General features: G+C 40.1%; 17 protein-coding genes and 1 riboswitch. Of the genes, 3 read left to right on the top strand and 14 right to left on the bottom strand.

Annotation, left to right across the window (positions count from 1 at the left end; genetic code table 11):
- Positions 1-97: 97 nt before the first annotated feature.
- The 4 genes from moaE to moaA form a co-directional block, all read right to left on the bottom strand.
- On the bottom strand, positions 98-559 hold the full coding sequence (gene moaE / locus INT04_RS14575; protein ID WP_193016822.1) for a molybdopterin synthase catalytic subunit MoaE: 462 nt from the start codon (positions 557-559) through the stop codon (positions 98-100).
- Position 560: 1 nt separating this feature from the next.
- Positions 561-806 carry a molybdopterin synthase sulfur carrier subunit gene (moaD, locus tag INT04_RS14580; protein ID WP_193016823.1) on the bottom strand — a complete coding sequence of 82 codons (246 nt, stop codon included), beginning with the start codon at positions 804-806 and terminating at the stop codon, positions 561-563.
- Positions 803-1,282 carry a cyclic pyranopterin monophosphate synthase MoaC gene (gene moaC, locus INT04_RS14585; RefSeq protein ID WP_193016824.1) on the bottom strand — a complete coding sequence of 160 codons (480 nt, stop codon included), beginning with the start codon at positions 1,280-1,282 and terminating at the stop codon, positions 803-805. Before moaC ends, moaD begins: the two co-directional genes overlap by 4 nt.
- A gap of 39 nt (positions 1,283-1,321) precedes the next feature.
- Positions 1,322-2,302, bottom strand: coding sequence for a GTP 3',8-cyclase MoaA (gene moaA / locus INT04_RS14590; RefSeq protein WP_193016825.1), 981 nt, complete (start codon positions 2,300-2,302; stop codon positions 1,322-1,324).
- Positions 2,292-2,434, bottom strand: a riboswitch (molybdenum cofactor riboswitch). It overlaps the preceding gene by 11 nt.
- Before the next feature lie 278 nt (positions 2,435-2,712).
- Between moaA and yvcK the strand changes: the two genes are divergently transcribed.
- Positions 2,713-3,639, top strand: a complete 927-nt coding sequence (gene yvcK, locus INT04_RS14595; protein WP_193016826.1) for a uridine diphosphate-N-acetylglucosamine-binding protein YvcK — start codon at positions 2,713-2,715, stop codon at positions 3,637-3,639.
- A 112-nt stretch (positions 3,640-3,751) separates the two neighbouring features.
- Here the strand turns inward: yvcK and INT04_RS14600 are convergent, their stop codons facing one another.
- From INT04_RS14600 to bioB, 6 genes are all read right to left on the bottom strand, one after another.
- The gene (locus INT04_RS14600) at positions 3,752-4,702 is read right to left on the bottom strand and encodes a DUF1266 domain-containing protein (RefSeq protein WP_193016827.1); all 951 of its coding nucleotides are present in this window, start codon (positions 4,700-4,702) and stop codon (positions 3,752-3,754) included.
- A 189-nt stretch (positions 4,703-4,891) separates the two neighbouring features.
- A complete protein-coding gene (gene uvrB / locus INT04_RS14605; RefSeq protein ID WP_193016828.1) occupies positions 4,892-6,901 on the bottom strand; it encodes an excinuclease ABC subunit UvrB in 2,010 nt (669 codons plus the stop codon).
- 470 nt (positions 6,902-7,371) lie between these two features.
- Positions 7,372-8,055 carry a dethiobiotin synthase gene (bioD, locus tag INT04_RS14610; protein ID WP_193016829.1) on the bottom strand — a complete coding sequence of 228 codons (684 nt, stop codon included), beginning with the start codon at positions 8,053-8,055 and terminating at the stop codon, positions 7,372-7,374.
- Positions 8,048-8,812 carry a malonyl-ACP O-methyltransferase BioC gene (gene bioC / locus INT04_RS14615; RefSeq protein WP_193016830.1) on the bottom strand — a complete coding sequence of 255 codons (765 nt, stop codon included), beginning with the start codon at positions 8,810-8,812 and terminating at the stop codon, positions 8,048-8,050. Before bioC ends, bioD begins: the two co-directional genes overlap by 8 nt.
- A complete protein-coding gene (gene bioF, locus INT04_RS14620; RefSeq protein WP_193016831.1) occupies positions 8,787-9,950 on the bottom strand; it encodes an 8-amino-7-oxononanoate synthase in 1,164 nt (387 codons plus the stop codon). Before bioF ends, bioC begins: the two co-directional genes overlap by 26 nt.
- The gene (bioB, locus tag INT04_RS14625) at positions 9,950-10,987 is read right to left on the bottom strand and encodes a biotin synthase BioB (protein ID WP_193016832.1); all 1,038 of its coding nucleotides are present in this window, start codon (positions 10,985-10,987) and stop codon (positions 9,950-9,952) included. The genes bioF and bioB overlap by 1 nt, the downstream gene beginning before the upstream one ends.
- A gap of 104 nt (positions 10,988-11,091) precedes the next feature.
- Between bioB and bioA the strand changes: the two genes are divergently transcribed.
- On the top strand, positions 11,092-12,366 hold the full coding sequence (gene bioA, locus INT04_RS14630) for an adenosylmethionine--8-amino-7-oxononanoate transaminase (protein ID WP_193016833.1): 1,275 nt from the start codon (positions 11,092-11,094) through the stop codon (positions 12,364-12,366).
- 60 nt (positions 12,367-12,426) lie between these two features.
- Here bioA and pgl read toward each other — a convergent pair whose 3' ends face one another.
- The gene (gene pgl, locus INT04_RS14635) at positions 12,427-13,416 is read right to left on the bottom strand and encodes a 6-phosphogluconolactonase (protein WP_193016834.1); all 990 of its coding nucleotides are present in this window, start codon (positions 13,414-13,416) and stop codon (positions 12,427-12,429) included.
- Between the two features lie 149 nt (positions 13,417-13,565).
- Here pgl and INT04_RS14640 point away from each other — a divergent pair, with 149 nt between their 5' ends.
- The gene (locus INT04_RS14640; protein ID WP_193016835.1) at positions 13,566-14,387 is read left to right on the top strand and encodes a pyridoxal phosphatase; all 822 of its coding nucleotides are present in this window, start codon (positions 13,566-13,568) and stop codon (positions 14,385-14,387) included.
- Positions 14,388-14,462: 75 nt separating this feature from the next.
- On the opposite strand, the gene modC is transcribed toward INT04_RS14640, so the two are convergent.
- From modC to modA, 3 genes are read right to left on the bottom strand one after another with little or no spacing between them, the layout of a single operon-like run.
- Entirely contained in the window at positions 14,463-15,527 is a 1,065-nt protein-coding gene (modC, locus tag INT04_RS14645; protein WP_193016836.1) for a molybdenum ABC transporter ATP-binding protein ModC, read from the bottom strand.
- On the bottom strand, positions 15,521-16,213 hold the full coding sequence (gene modB / locus INT04_RS14650; RefSeq protein WP_193016849.1) for a molybdate ABC transporter permease subunit: 693 nt from the start codon (positions 16,211-16,213) through the stop codon (positions 15,521-15,523). Before modB ends, modC begins: the two co-directional genes overlap by 7 nt.
- Positions 16,214-16,230: 17 nt before the next feature.
- Positions 16,231-17,001 carry a molybdate ABC transporter substrate-binding protein gene (gene modA / locus INT04_RS14655; protein ID WP_193016837.1) on the bottom strand — a complete coding sequence of 257 codons (771 nt, stop codon included), beginning with the start codon at positions 16,999-17,001 and terminating at the stop codon, positions 16,231-16,233.
- Positions 17,002-17,218 lie beyond the last annotated feature (217 nt).

The following is a 17,218-nucleotide window of genomic DNA, read 5'->3' on the forward strand; positions in this document are numbered from 1 at the left end:
CACACTGATTTTACATTTCCATGAAATAAACTGTATGAAATGTCATCACAAAATAAATTTAGGTAAAGTAATGTCGTGTTTAATTGAGTGTGATAGTTTATTCCCAGCGCTCAGCCGAGTCATAATCACTTTGGCGAGCATCAACCCATCTATTTTTATTTTCAGAAAGCCCTTCTTTTTTCCAAAAGGGTGCACGTGTTTTTAAGAAATCCATAATAAACTCAGCGGACTCAAAAGCGCTATTACGATGAGAACTGGTAACACCGACAAACACTATCTCCTCACCAATATGCAAAGTCCCTACACGGTGAATAACACTTACACGCTGTAAAGGCCAACGGCCTCGTGCTTCACTGACAATGTCATTAAGCGCTTTTTCAGTCATGCCTGGGTAATGTTCAAGCGTGAGCGTACTCACTTCATCCCCTAAATTGTGATTACGGACTTTCCCCGTAAATGTCACAACGGCACCATCACTGTCGCACTCTGATAGCCATTGATATTCATCACCAACGTTAAAATTTTCGGTTTGGACTGAAATACGAGTTGATGTGCCCATCTTATCCTCCTGTAACAGGTGGAAAAAAGGCGATTTCATCACCATCAGTAATAATGTGAGAACCTTGAACAAAGGATTGATTTACCGCAGAAAGTAACTTGCCATCTTCAAGGGCTAATGACCAACGATCACCTTTAGTGATTAATGCGTTACGTAAATCATCAACTGTATGGTATGCACAATCTAATTCGAGAGAATCCACACCGACTAATTCACGGACTTGAGCAAAAAAGAGAACTTTAATCATGCTTCCACCTTAAAGTGACCTGATTTACCACCTGTCTTTTCTAACAAACGTACAGGCCCTATCACCATATCTTTTTGAACGGCTTTACACATATCATAAATCGTCAAAGCAGCGACTGAAGCCGCCGTTAGTGCTTCCATTTCAACCCCAGTCTTACCGGTTAAACGACAAACAGATTCAATGCGGACACGGTTAGATTCAGTGAGTGCTTCTAAATGCACTTCGACTTTAGTTAATAACAGCGGATGGCATAACGGAATTAATTCCCATGTTCTTTTTGCAGCTTGAATACCTGCAATTCTTGCCGTTGCAAACACATCACCTTTATGGTGTTTACCTTCGGTGATCATACTTAATGTTTCTGCTGACATTTCAACAAAGGCCTCAGCACGCGCTTCTCGCACTGTTTCAGCTTTAGCGCTAACATCCACCATGTGAGCTTCACCGGCAGCATTAATATGAGTTAGTTGAGACATGCACAACTCCTGAAATTAACGAAATAACAGAGCGAAAAACTATCCACCAATAACAGATAAATTCGGTGTAATACCGCTATCACCTTGATGAAGAAAATGCGTTTCTCGTTTATGAAGGAGACCACCCTGAATACGCTGTTGTAATGCCTCTTGTTGAGTATCATCAGCCAGTAAATCACGTAAAGGGATCCCATTTTCACCAAACAGGCAAAGATGGAGATTACCAATAGCGGAAACACGTAAACGGTTACAAGTTAGACAAAAGTCTTTTTCATAAGGCATGATAAGACCAATTTCACCTTGATAATCAGGATGGGTAAATACTTGAGCTGGCCCGTCACTGCGAGCGCGGGGAACGTGTAACCAACCTTCATTAAGAAGGCGTTGGCGAATAACATCACCAGACAAATGAAAACGGTTAAAAATATCACTACCATCACCGGTTTCCATTAATTCAATAAAACGTAATTGAATAGGTCTGTCTTTGATCCAATGAAGAAAGTCAGGAAGATTTTTATCATTAACATTGCGCATCAGCACAACGTTGACTTTCACTTTTTCAAAACCCGCAGTAAATGCAGCATCAATACCTTCCATCACTTGACCAAACTTATCTTGACCCGTAATAGCATGGAATTGACGGGGATCTAGACTATCAACGCTAACATTAATGGCACTTAAACCGGCATCGCGCCATTGAGCAACATCACGCGCCATTCGATAACCATTGGTGGTCACTGCGATTTTTTTGATGGACGCATTTTCATTAATCGTTGCAATAATATCTGTAAAATCACGGCGCATTGTCGGCTCACCCCCGGTTAAGCGGATTTTCTCTGTGCCGAGTGCGGCAAAAGATTGGGTGAGTCTGCCGATTTCATCTAATGAAAGAAATGATTTGTGCCCGTTAGGCTTATACCCATTAGGTAGACAATAAGTACAACGGAAATTACACACGTCTGTAATTGAAAGACGTAAATAGAAGAATTTGCGGGAAAACGCATCAATAAGTTGTTGCATAGTAACACCTTTCCAAATCGGGAGATGCGGGTATTTCTACCTTGCACCCTGGTGACTTATTTCGTCACGGCCAGAGCATCATATCGTATTAATACACGACTTAGACGTTAAGGCTAGGAGTTAATCTTTACCTGTTTTTAACAGGTTCTAATACCAATATATTTATTGTGGATTCTACCTGCTAATTATGTAAAAAGCGAATAATGTTTTCGCTATACAACTTACAACACAACGACTTACGACACTTTAGTTACTCTGATAACATAAGTAAAAACACTTTCATTGATTAAATATTAGGCTGTCAAAAGTAAAATAGAACTAGGAATGTGACGAAATCACGTCATGATCATAGGCTTAAAATTTAATTGTGATAAATTAGCCGCAAATTTTTAAAGATGAGTCGAACAAATATGCGAAATCGCACGCTAAGTGATTTAGATCGTGTCGTTGCCCTAGGGGGGGGTCATGGCCTTGGACGTGTGCTTTCAGCACTCGCCTACTTAGGCTCTCGCCTTACCGGTATTGTCACAACAACAGACAATGGCGGTTCTACTGGCCGTATTCGTCAAGAAGAAGGTGGCATTGCGTGGGGAGATATGCGCAATTGTATTAATCAGTTAATCACAGAACCTTCTGTGGCTTCTGCAATGTTTGAATATCGCTTTTCAGGTACAGGAGAGCTTGCTGGACACAATTTAGGAAATTTAATGCTTAAAGCGCTAGATAACTTAAGTGTTCGACCTTTAGAGGCAATTAATCTTATTCGCGGGTTATTAAGAGTCAATGCGCACCTTATTCCTATGTCGGAACAAGCCGTTGATCTGATGGCGATAGACGACCAAGGAAATGAGGTTTATGGTGAAGTTAATGTTGATATTTTACCCAAGATCCCACAAAAACTTGATCTTTACCCTAAAGTGCCAACAACACGAGAAGCGATTGAAGCTATTGAACAAGCCGACTTAATCTTAATTGGCCCAGGCAGCTTCTTTACCAGTTTAATGCCTTTATTATTATTGCCAGAGCTTGCACAAGCATTACGCCGTAGCAGTGCAACAACGATTTATATTGGTAATTTGGGTAAAGAATTAAGTCCAGCCGCCGCCAGCATGACGATGTCAGATAAGATTGCCATGATGGAAAATTATATTGGTCTACAAACAATAGATGCAGTAATTATTAGCCCTGAAACACAATATGAATCGATGAAAGGTCGGTTAATTGTGCAGGCTCAATTAGAAGCTAAAGATATTCCTTATCGTCATGATCGCCATCTGTTAGGTAAAGCCATTGAGTTAACGTTGCAACAATTAGGGCAACGTAACGCATCAAACTAAACCGTTACACTGTATTTAAATAATCTATATCTATTAAAAAACCGCATCTGAAATAAAGTGCGGTTTTTTATTAATAACGAATAAATTATTGCTATCCGTGTTTAATCATATATTAGCTATTAAGCTGTTTTAGCGTAATACGCTGGCTAATGGCTTCTTCGATTTCAGATAATGTCATTGGCACGTCTTCTTTCATTAAACCAAGTCCAGCAACAGTACGAGAGAAAGACATTAAATCTAATGGAGGTAAATCCATTATCCAATTTTCTTCTGTTGCTAACGTCTCTTCGGCATTCAGAATATTTTGCACAACATCTGTGAAGGCTTGATGGGAAGAAACCCAATCTTGATCACCACTCGCCCAAAACCAGCGTGCAGCAATAAAACTTCGCCACATATCTTCCCAACCATCGTAAATTCGACGTAGCATTGATGCACTCATTAAAGACCATGTTTGTGCTTCTTGCTGGGTAATATAGCCTTGCTGACAACCTTCTAGACAGAGCTTGTTAAAACGGCAAAGATCCCAAATAAGATATTTTACGTTTTGGATATTCATTCGATTGGTGTTCATCATATCGATTTGCCATAAACGCTCATTTTTATCATGTTCAGTGAGCTCTGAGAGCAAAATATCATTTTTTAATGATTGAATATCATCTTCTTTGCCATCCAAAATCTGATCACGAAGCTGGTAAAAGTCATTCGTATGGCCTTGAGTTAATAGCCAAAATAGTTGATAAATTAAATCCCAACGATCATTAATGCCCCAACCTGCTGATAACCCACCATCATCCTTGCCTTGATTGTATTCGTTATATGCCCACTCATTCATCTCAGCATAAGGCGCGGCTACATATAATCCCCACTCATGAGGTAAGAGTTGATTTGAAGGGGTATCAGCTTCAGATAAAATGGGCTCCTGCCCTACTGTTGATGATTTTGATAATTCACTATCTTGTACTGCAAATTTGCGTAACCATTTAAAAAGCATAACAAGAAGAATAACACCAACAATGACTCCTACAGAGCTTGAAAACCCTGCGTAAACATAACCACTCATTCACTGTCCTTAATGTCTTTTTTATCTTTGTAAATAATTGACCCTTTGTTTGTAGTGATATTTAAACAGTTGAACGCCATTAAGGGAATATCAAACTAGGTAAAAATGAAAGATAGAAGGTAAAAAGGGATAATCCCAGTATAAAACTGAGGATATCCCTTTATTGTATTGCTGACTTGCGTTCTCTTGTTAAGAGTTAGCAATAAATTGTGCGCGTAATGCTTGTAACTTATCACGCGTGCTTGCCGCTTTTTCAAATTCAAGATCTTTTGCATGTTGATACATTTCGGCTTCTAAACGTTGGATCTCTTTTTCCAACTCAGCCGTAGATAACAACGGATAATTATCGTGAAGATCGGTAGTTTTATGCCCTTTCTTATTGCGTCCTTGAGATGGCTGACCAATTTTAAGGATATCACTCACTTTTTTGTTTAACCCTGTAGGCACAATGCCATGTTCAAGGTTAAATTGTTGCTGTTTCTCACGGCGACGTTCAGTTTCCTCAATAGCTCTTGCCATTGAGTTTGTAATTCTATCACCGTATAAAATAGCCTTACCTTCAAGATTACGCGCAGCACGACCAATAGTCTGAATAAGAGAACGTTCTGACCGTAAGAAGCCTTCTTTATCAGCATCTAAAATGGCAACCAGAGAAACCTCTGGCATATCCAAACCTTCTCGAAGTAAGTTAATACCGACTAATACATCAAACTCACCAAGACGCAAATCACGAATAATTTCGACACGCTCAACAGTATCAATATCAGAGTGCAAATAGCGGACACGTTCACCATGCTCTTCAAGATATTCCGTTAAATCTTCCGCCATTCGTTTTGTTAACGTGGTAACAAGTACACGTTCGTTTTTCGCGGCACGAATACGTATTTCAGATAATAAATCATCAACTTGTGTTGTTACTGGTCGAACTTCAATAATAGGATCGAGTAATCCTGTTGGCCTAACAACTTGCTCAATAATGTCATCACCCGATTTTTCCAGTTCATATTTACCGGGTGTGGCTGAAACATAAATAGTCTGTGGCGCTAAAGCCTCAAATTCTTCAAATCGTAATGGACGGTTATCAAGCGCAGAAGGTAAGCGGAAACCATACTCAACCAACGTTTCTTTACGAGAACGGTCGCCTTTATACATACCACCAATTTGAGGAATGGTAACGTGTGATTCATCAATCACTAATAAGCCATTAGCAGGAAGATAATCAAACAGTGTTGGCGGTGGCTCGCCGGGGCCTCTACCCGATAAATAGCGTGAGTAGTTTTCAATACCAGAGCAATATCCCAATTCATTCATCATTTCGAGATCGAATTGGGTACGTTGAGTGACACGTTGCTCTTCAACTAACTTATCATTGGCTAAAAGCACTTTACGTCTCTCTGCGAGCTCTACTTTGATGCTTTCCATTGCCTCAAGAATACGTTCACGAGGTGTGACATAGTGAGTTTTGGGATAAACCGTAAAACGAGGCACGTTATAATGGATTTGCCCAGTTAAAGGGTCAAACAGTGAAAGACGTTCGACTTCTGTATCAAATAATTCGACACGTAAGGCGTAGTCATCCGATTCAGCGGGGAAGATATCAATCACTTCACCACGAACACGAAATGTTCCTCGCTGAAAAGCTTGATCATTACGGGTATATTGTAAGTCCGCAAGGCGACGTAAAATCGCACGTTGATCGATTATCATGCCGTTAGTTAGGTGAAGCATCATTTTTAAGTAGCTATCAGGATCACCCAAACCGTAAATAGCAGAAACAGACGACACTACAATCACATCTTTACGTTCTAGTAAGGCTTTTGTCGCAGATAGACGCATTTGTTCGATATGTTCGTTAACAGAGGCATCTTTTTCAATAAAGGTGTCAGAGCTTGGGACATAGGCTTCAGGCTGATAATAATCATAATAAGAAACAAAGTATTCCACTGCATTTTCAGGAAAGAATTCTTTCATTTCACTGTAAAGCTGTGCCGCCAAGGTTTTATTTGGTGCTAACACCATCGTCGGCCGATTTAAGTTGGCAATCACATTGGCAATGGTAAACGTTTTACCTGAGCCTGTTACCCCTAAAAGGGTTTGATGTGCTAACCCATCTTCTAGCCCTTCACAAAGTGAAGCAATAGCCGTAGGCTGATCACCGCCCGGTTTAAATTCAGAATGCAGTTTAAAAGCTTTGCTCATATTTTCGTCTCCTCGCTGACACTCCTTATGATACTGGATAAAAATCCAGCTTCAATCTCTATCTCATAAAAATTGTCTGAATAATTAGCATAAGTTATCCCCAGTTTTGACACTGGAATTTTTTCAAAAAGCAACCCCCTATTTTGTGAATTATTCAAAGAGGCACACAGACATCACTAGCTCTATTGATTTTATTTAATTAATTGATATATAAGAATTAAAAATAAAAGTTGAGAATAGCGCCAATCTTTAGCAATGCCTTGTATTCTCTCTATTCAGAGTATTTTTATAATGGTAATACACAAGGTTATCCACAGGAATAGTGGATAACTACACAAAGTTGTTATCTCACGGTAGGTTACGTCTTTTTTTTTACCTTAAAATACCCCTAAAAATTGGCAAAATTTATTTTTTTTATTTTTTTATTGGCTCAATAAATAGGCTTTCATCATTAATCGAGTAATGCACTATCAACCTTCCTTTAAATAGGAAAGATTGAGGTAAGAAGTAAAATTATGCTCTTTTACTTCCTTTAAATAGGGTATTTTGCCTAAAAAAGGTGCTTTGATATGCTGTTTTAATGTTGCTAGATATTCTTGTTGATATCTGCCTACAGGCTCTATTTCATTAGCAACCCAACCTGCCAATATTAAACCAGACTGGCTAATGGCTTGTTGTGTTAATAACGCATGATTAATGCAACCCAATTTAACGCCCACCGTTAAAATAATGGGAAGTTGTTCACTAATAACCCAATCAGAAAAAAATTGGTTTGCTGATAATGGCGTAAACCAGCCACCAGCCCCTTCCACTAAAACCCAATCAGCTCGCTGTTCTAAATAAGATAAGCCGTCTGACATCACATTAAAATCAATAGGCTGATTCATTTCTTGGCTAACAATATGGGGCGAGGTTGGCGTTTCAAAACAATAAGGATTCACGCGATGATAATCTGGTTTTACAGTGCTGAATTTTTGCAGTGTTAAGGCATCAGAGTTACGTAAATCTTCATTTAACCATTCGCTTCCTGATGCAACTGGCTTATAACCCGCCGTTTGATATCCTTGCTGAGCTGCACATTGTAATAAGGCACTGCTTGCAACAGTTTTCCCCACCTCGGTATCCGTTCCTGTTAAAAACCATGTTTTAGCCATGTGATATTTTTCCTATAATGATTTGATAAGTGAGCAAATATTTACCTGATTCGGTTTTCCATACCTTGTCTAACGCACGAAGCTTTTGCCGTGTCATTAATCCTTTATGACGATCACCTTGCACAAAATTTGCGCCAACACCTTTCAACGAGGTAAACAGCGCAGGTAAAGAATCGTAGTACTCGGTCACTATCTCAGTAGAAAATTGGCACAGAAAACCCACACAGGCTTTTTCAATTTCTGATGGAGATAAAAAAGGATTCACATGCGGATATGTATCAATTGATTGCCAAGCGTCTCGGACTTCTTGCAATGTCAACGTAGCGAGTGTTGAAAAATAAAGCGTACCTTTTTTATTTACCGTTTTCATGAGTGTGTGAATTGCAACAGATAAATCATCACACCACTGCATAGCTAAATTGCTAAAAACAATATCCACGCTATGGGGTGTAATCGCACAATGTTCTATATCACTTTGTAGATAGCCATCAGCTCGTTGTTGTTGTTTTGCCATCTGTAGCATCGAATGTGATAAATCAAGTGCAATAACAAAGCGCCCTTGTTGCTTCCACTTTTGACTGAAATACCCTGTTCCGCATCCAGCATCTAACACAATATTGCCACTATCATGACGTGCCAAATCCATTAATCTATTGCCACTATAACGCTGAATATTGGCGTGATTATCGTAATGAATAGCCGCTTTACCAAATGTTTGAGCTATACGTTGTTTATCGGTTTTGATTGAAGAAATCATGAAGCATCTCGATTAACAGCTTAATATCTGAAAGGTGATGGCGAGTGGTTAACGTTATCCGTAGACGCGCACTTTGAGGAGGTACGGTAGGGGGAAAAATTGCCTTTACCCAAAGCCCTTTAGATTGCAGATAATCTGAAAGTGTTTGGCATAATTGTTCGTCACCAATAATTAGTGGCTGAATAGCCGTTTGTGAAGGCAATAAATTAACGGGAAGTGAAACCACACCTTGACGAAAAGTATCAATTAATTGTTGAAGATATTCTCGCTCATTATCCGCCTGCTTAATGACATTTAGGGCTGCATTTAAAGCGATAGCTTGTGCTGGTGGCATGGATGTACTGTAAATAAGATGCCGAGCGTATTGTTCAAAAAACTCAGCCGTTGGTTTGTTACACAGTACAGCCGCGCCACTGACACCAAAAGCTTTACCAAATGTCACCACTAATAGCTCAGGTTTAATACCCGCGTCATCACAACTGCCCCGGCCTTCTGTACCTAAAACACCGATACCATGCGCATCATCGACCATTAGCCATGCGTGATGCTGTTGGCTTATTATTGCTATTTCTCTTAATGGGGCTTTATCACCATCCATACTAAAGACACCTTCTGTCACCACTAAGGTTTTATTAGCCGCTGTTTTATTTAGCCGTTGAAATAACGAGTTGGGTGAATTATGTAAAAAGCGCCACAAAGTGGCGGGCGAGAATATAGCGGCTTCCATTAACGAGGCATGACAAAGTTTATCCGCAATAATGGCATCGTCTTTTTCAAGTAATGCCGAAATAACACCTTGATTAGCACTGTAGCCAGATGAAAATAACAGCGCATTATCGTAACCTAACCAATCTGCAAGATGCTGTTCTAATTGCGCATGAGCTTGGGTAAATCCAATGATATGTCCTGATCCACCGCTACCTACGCCATATTCATCAGCACCTTGTTGCCATGCTTTAATAACATCTGCATGTTGACTGACACCTAAATAATCATTGCCTGAAAAATTAAGGTATTTTTCGCCTGATGTTGTGATCAAAAAACGCCCATCAGCTTGTTTGATCACTTTACGTTTTCGCCATAATGGCGTATTTCTACGCGCATTAAGTTGTTCATCTAAATAGGTTTGCCAGCTCATTACAGTGCCGCATTATAAAATTGTTCAGTGTCTTTATTGGCAACCGCGTGCATCAAAGCGTCTTCTTGCTGATTGTCGCCCATAGATACTGCTAATCGTTCAGGATTCAAGCCTAATTTACGGAATAATAGGTGATCTTTATCTTCGGTTGGATTGGTTGTTGTTAATAATTTGCAACCATAGAAAATAGAGTTCGCCCCAGCCATAAAGCAAAATGCTTGTGTCTGTTCACTCATTTGTTCTCGACCCGCAGAAAGACGCACATAAGAGCGTGGCATCATGATACGAGCAACGGCAATAGTTCTAATAAAATCAAAAGGATCAACATCGTCATTATCCGCGAGCGGTGTCCCTTGGATTTTTGCGAGCATATTGATTGGCACACTTTCAGGAGGTTGTGGCAAATTAGCTAATTGCACCAACATGGCAGCTCTGTCTTTCACTTCTTCTCCTAGCCCTAAAATTCCACCGGAACACACTTTAATACCGGCATTGCGCACTTTATCAAGCGTATCTAAACGGTCTTGATAGGTACGGGTTGTCACGATACTGCCGTAAAATTCAGGTGAGGTATCAAGGTTATGATTATAAAAATCAAGCCCTGCACCGGCCAATCGATTTGCTTGTGAATCATCTAATTTGCCCAGCGTCATACAGGTTTCCATGCCTAATGCTTTGACTTCTTTGACCATCTGTTCAAGGTAAGGCATATCGCGTTCATGCGGGTTTTTCCAAGCTGCTCCCATACAAAAACGGGTTGAACCCGCCGCTTTCGCTTTTTTGGCTGATTCAATCACTTGTTGCACTTCCATTAGGCGCTCTTTTTCTAATCCTGTTTTATAGCGCGCGCTTTGAGCACAATATTTACAATCTTCAGGACAAGCCCCTGTTTTGATAGAAAGCAATGTACTGACTTGGATCTGTGAAGGGTCAAAATGTTGACGATGCACTTGTTGCGCTTGAAAAACCAAGTCTAAAAATGGCATATCAAACAATGCTCTGGCTTCTTTTAATGTCCAGCGTTTTAATGAGCTCACAATACAATCTCCTGTTTAAAAGTGATTGCCAGTTTAAATAATAGGGTTATCATGTCAACTGAAATTGATCACCATTGGTTTACATGATTAAGTGAAAAAAGACAATGACACCTGAAGATCTTGCTTTTGATTTACGCCACATTTGGCATCCATACACTTCGATGAGCGCCCCGTTACCTGCTTACCCTATCGTCAGTGCAAAAGGCGTTGAATTAGTCTTGGCGGATGGCAGAAAACTGATTGATGGCATGTCTTCATGGTGGGCCGCAATTCATGGATATAATCATCCCGAACTGAATAATGCAGTGACAACACAATTAGAAAAAATGTCTCATGTGATGTTTGGTGGTATTACCCATCCCTCGGCGGTATCACTTTGTCGAAAATTATTAGCGATAACACCAAAACCTCTTGAATGTCTATTTTTAGCGGATTCTGGCTCAGTTGCAGTTGAAGTTGCACTAAAAATGGCGTTGCAATATTGGCAAGCTAAAGGTGAAAAACGCCAACGTATCGTGGCATTAAAGCAGGGTTATCATGGCGATACCTTTGGTGCCATGTCCGTGTGTGATCCGGATAACTCTATGCACAGTCTTTATAAAGGTTATCTCCCTAATCACCTGTTTGTGGATGCACCCAAAACTGGTTTTTATGAAGAGTGGGACCCTACTGATATTGACTCGTTACGCACAACGTTAGCGCAACATCATCAAGAAATCGCTGCTGTTATGCTTGAACCCATTGTTCAAGGCGCAGGGGGGATGCGAATTTATCATCCTGAATATTTAAAGCAGGCAAGAGCGCTGTGTAACGAGTTTGATGTGTTACTCATTGCTGATGAAATTGCCACCGGCTTTGGCCGAACAGGTAAGCTGTTTGCGTGTGAACATGCAGAAATATCACCCGATATCATGTGCGTGGGTAAAGCATTAACGGGTGGCTATATGACGTTATCAGCCACGTTAACCACACGTCATATTGCAGAAACCATCAGCCAAGGTGATGCAGGATGCTTTATGCATGGCCCGACTTATATGGGAAATCCTTTGGCTTGTGCTGTTGCTGATGCCTGTTTATTGCTATTAGAAAAAGGCGATTGGGTAAACCAAGTTGCAAAAATTGAAAAACAACTACAATGCGAGCTATTACCGTTAAAACAGGCTAAAAGTGTCAAAGATGTACGCGTTTTAGGTGCGATTGGCGTGGTCGAAATGAACGAGCCCGTTAATATGGCAAAATTACAAAAAATCTTTGTAGAGGAAGGGGTTTGGATCAGGCCTTTTGGCAAGCTGATTTATATTATGCCACCCTTTATTATGCCACCAGCAAGCCTAACTAAACTCACTCAAGCTATTGAGAAAGTGGTTAATCTTTCATAAGTCTTTCATAAAGAACAAACCTCTAGCAAGGTGATATCTCGCTAGAGGTTTGCATGGCTTTTATTTCGTGACAACGGTAACCCACATTGCACCTTTTCCAACGGGATAACACGCTAATTCAGTTAATGCGCCGGTATATTTGTCAATACGAGAAACCGAAGCAAAATCTGATTTTTGACCACAAGAAATCAAGTAATTGCCTGTATTATCAAGATTAAAGCCGCGAGGCTGTGTTTGCGTTGGATAATACCCTACAGGTTGTAGATAATCACCCGCCTCAGAGATTGTCATCGCACAGATAAAGCTTTCAGAGCGTTCGCTGGCATACAGAAAACGGCCATCAGGTGTGATATGAATATCTGATGCCCAACGAGTACTGTTAAATGTTTCAGGCACAATATCAACCGTTTGCACTAAACGATATAAATCGCCCATACGACGATAAACATTGATTGTGGCGTCTAATTCATTAAGGCAATAAAACACATCACCATTAGGGTGAAATGCCATATGACGAGGACCTGCATTTTGTACTGTCGTTAACGCTTCCGTGCCGGCCTCGGTTAAATATCCTTCTTCTGAAAAATTAAATAAACGAATATGATCTTCTCCTAAGCAAGGCACGATCAGTTGTTTATTATTCCAATCAATATTAGAGGAGTGGGGTTTATTTAAGCCTTCAATAATTTGGATTGGTGATTGGGCAATGCCCTCTTCACTAATTGGTAAAACCGCTAAATTACCTTGATGATAAGAAGGAACAAATAAGAAGCGCCCTGTTTTATCTAAGCATAAATGAACAGGTGTGCTTGGAATGGAAGTGATCGCCTTTTGTATTAGTTGACCATCCGCAGCAATTGCAAATGTCACCACACTAAAATGAGGACGAACACCCACATAAAGGTACTTTCCATCCGCACTTGCAATCATCGGTTGTACTTGTCCTGTGACCTCAACAACCTGTAATAAATCCATTTCACCTTCAATGTTTAATGCATAAACATGGATTTGATGACTCTCTGGACTTGCTACGTAGACGACCTGTTTCATTCCTTCTCCTTAAAACCTATTACTCATTGATTTATAAAGAATAACAACCCAATCAACGCTTACTTGTCACGATTAAGCTAGTTTATCTTTTATGGGTTAACGTGTAACATCAATAACAATGCATCTTAATACTATCAAGGGGCTTATTTATGTCATATCGCGTTATTGCATTGGATCTTGATGGCACACTGCTTGATGACCAAAAACGTATCCTGCCAGAATCTTTAGAAGCACTCAATCTTGCAAGAAAAGCAGGTATTAAAGTCTTAATTGTAACAGGTCGTCATCATGTTGCTATCCATCCATTCTATCAAGCACTCGATCTTGATACCCCTGCGATCTGCTGTAATGGGACTTACCTTTATGACTATATTGGTAAAAAGGTACTGGAATCCGATCCATTAACCACTCAAGAAACCAGCGCAGTATTAGATCTTGTTAAACAAACAGATGTACATCACTTAGTTTATGCTGATGATGCAATGATGTATGACCAACTATCAGCCCCAGTACAGCGTACTTTAAAATGGTCAGAAACATTACCTACTGCACAGCGTCCAAACTTAATCAAAGTCGATGATTTCTATAAAGCCATGCATGATGTCAATGCCATTTGGAAAATTGCAACAACAACGCCCGATCACGATGAGTTACGCGCTTTAGTTGAAAAAATTGAGCAACAAGTCGGTTTAGAATGCGAATGGTCTTGGGTTGATCAAGTCGATATCGCTAAAAAAGGCAACAGCAAAGGTCGTCGTTTACAACGTTGGGTTGAAGCGAATGGCATGAATATGAGCGATGTTATTGCCTTTGGTGATAATTTTAATGACCTTAGCATGTTAGAACATGTTGGCTTAGGTGTTGCAATGGGCAATGCCTCTGATGAAGTCAAAGCGCGCGCTAAAATGGTCACCAAAGTAAACTCTCAACCGGGTATCGCAGAGATTATTCATAAATATATTCTGTCTTAGTCCTATTTTTACATCACCTAAAAGACAAAACCTCATCTTAGATGAGGTTTTTTATCGGCAAACACAACTGATAAATCAAAGATGACGACTTAGCGAAATACTCTTTATTTGCGCATAAAGCCACTGCCCTTCTTGAATATTCAATTCATCTTTTGCCCAAGGCGTGATCCTCGCCCACAAATAATTGCCATCATTGACGAGTTTGACATCAACTTGGCCATCATTTTTAATGGTTTCAACCACTTTCATATGCAAAATATTACGAATACTACTATTTGAAGGGCGGGTGGTAGTCAGTGATACATCAGAAGCATCAATCCGAACACGCACATCACGACCAATTTTAGCCTCAATTTGAGGCAACCACAGCACTTGGTTACCGAAAGCCGTTGCTGTCATATCGTAATGGCTATGATGCTCTACTACCATCACATTGGCGATACTGCTTAATGTCTCTTTTTGTAGCCAAGGACGTAATGCACTGCTTGCCCATACATCTTCCAGCTTGCCTGTCGCCTTAATTTTTCCTGCATCCATCACAATGACGTTATCTGCAAGTCGAATAATTTCATCAAGGCTGTGGCTCACATACAAAATAGGAATTTGTACATCTTGTGAGAGCTTTTCTAAATATGGCAGTAGCTCACGTTTACGCGGTAAATCAAGCGATGCTAAAGGCTCATCCATTAGCATAATATCAGGTGCGGTCAATAATGCTCGCCCGATAGCAACACGCTGTTTTTCACCGCCTGATAAAGTGATGGGAAATCGCGTGAGCAAATGCTCAATACCTAATAAGTAAATAATGCGATCAAACTGCACTTTCATTGTTGGTGACATCCCATACAACAGATTACCTCTCACTGTATAATGTGGAAATAATCGCGCATCTTGGAAAACATAACCCACTTTTCGTTTTTCAGGTGGCAGATAAATTTTCTTTTCAGTATCTACCAGCGTGTGATTGTTTAATACAATCCGCCCTGAATCGGGTTTTGTTAAACCTCCAATCACATTAATCAATGAGGTTTTACCAGCACCTGATAAACCAAATACCGCCGTAATACTTTCTGTTGGCAGTTCGGTATTCACTTCCAGACACAAAGAGCCCAGCGTCTGTTTAAAATTCATCTCTAGCATACGCCCCCCAATCTTTTACGACCCCAGCGAGTTAGCCACTCTGAAGCCATTAAAGAGACGAGCGCCAAAATAATTGCAATCACACATAAACGGGCGGCATCCATTTCTGCACCGGGTGTTTCAATCAAGGTATACATTGCCAGAGGGATAGTTCTTGTTTCCCCCGGAATATTGGAGACGAAAGTGATTGTTGCGCCAAATTCTCCTAATGAGCGCGCAAATGCCAACACAATTCCTGCGATGATCCCTGGCATAGACAAGGGTAACGTTATGGTAAAAAAGACACGCAACGGTGAAGCCCCTAAGGTTCTCGCAGCTTGTTCCATGCGTTGATCGACAGCTTCTAATGCTAATCTGATTGCGCGTACCATCAGTGGAAATGCAACGACTGCGGATGCAAGCGCTGCGCCTCGCCAACTAAAGGTAAAGCTAAAGCCAAACCAGTTATACAACCATTCACCAATAAATCCTCGTTTACCCATACTAACAAGTAAAAGGTAACCGACCACAACAGGTGGTAGGACTAAAGGTAAATGGATAATGCTATCAAGCAATGATTTACCAGGAAAACGTACTCTAACTAAAAGCCAAGCCATAAAAATACCAAAAGGTAGACTGATAATAACTGCAACAGTCGATACCTTAAGGCTTAGTATGATGGCTTGCCATTCGTATTCACTTAACATCTCCAAAACGATAATTCCTACAGTGGGCTAAAGCCGTATTTCTTAAAAATTTCAGCGGCTTGAGGTGTTTTCAGATAGTCATAAAAATCACGAACTGCTTTATTGTCCTGACCTTTTACAACTGCCATTGGATATTCAACAGGTTTGTGGCTATCAGCTGGGAATATGCCGACCACTTTCACTTTATCACTCGCAACTGCATCAGAACCGTATACGATACCTAATGGTGCTTCATCACGCTCAACTAACGCCATACCACTACGCACGTTATTAGTACGCGCCATTTCTGGGCTTACTGTATTCCATGCACCTAAATATTCTAATGATTCTTTCGCATAGATACCAACAGGTACATGGTCAGGATCACCAACAGCTAATTTTCCACCATTGAGTAAGGATTTCCATTTAGTTTCCTTATTAATAACAACGTCATTTAATTGACTATCTTTAGAGGCAATAAGCACTAAATCATTACCTAATAGTGTATGACGTGAATCAGCAACCATTAAATTTTTATTGATTGTGTAATCCATCCACTGCTGATCTGCGGAAATAAACAGATTTGCGGGTGCGCCTTGTTCAATTTGACGAGCCAATGTTGAAGAGGAGGCATAAGATGCAACAACTTCAGTTTGTTTCTCTTGCTTATATTGTGCCGAAATTTCATTAAGAGCATTGGTAAGAGAAGCGGCCGCAAATACCGTTACTTTTTCCGATGCAAAACTTTGACTCACTAAAGCAAAAGAGATAACCGCGCCAACAAGTAACTTGCCTGATAATTTTTTCATGTTCTAATTCCACTTAAATTAAAGGATGACACGCTGTATATAACAAGATACAACGTAAAATGAAAGGATTAGATGTTAGAAACTGGTTATATATCAATAAATATAACTATAAAAATAGAGGTAAAAAATAGAAATAGAAGCGCACTCAACAACACGACAATTTAAAATGTGTGAATAGATACTCTAAATAATTCAAGTCACAGCTAGGCGACAAGTG

The sequence above is a fragment of the Proteus sp. FME41 genome (assembly GCF_014897315.1).
In the GTDB taxonomy this organism is placed as follows: domain Bacteria; phylum Pseudomonadota; class Gammaproteobacteria; order Enterobacterales; family Enterobacteriaceae; genus Proteus.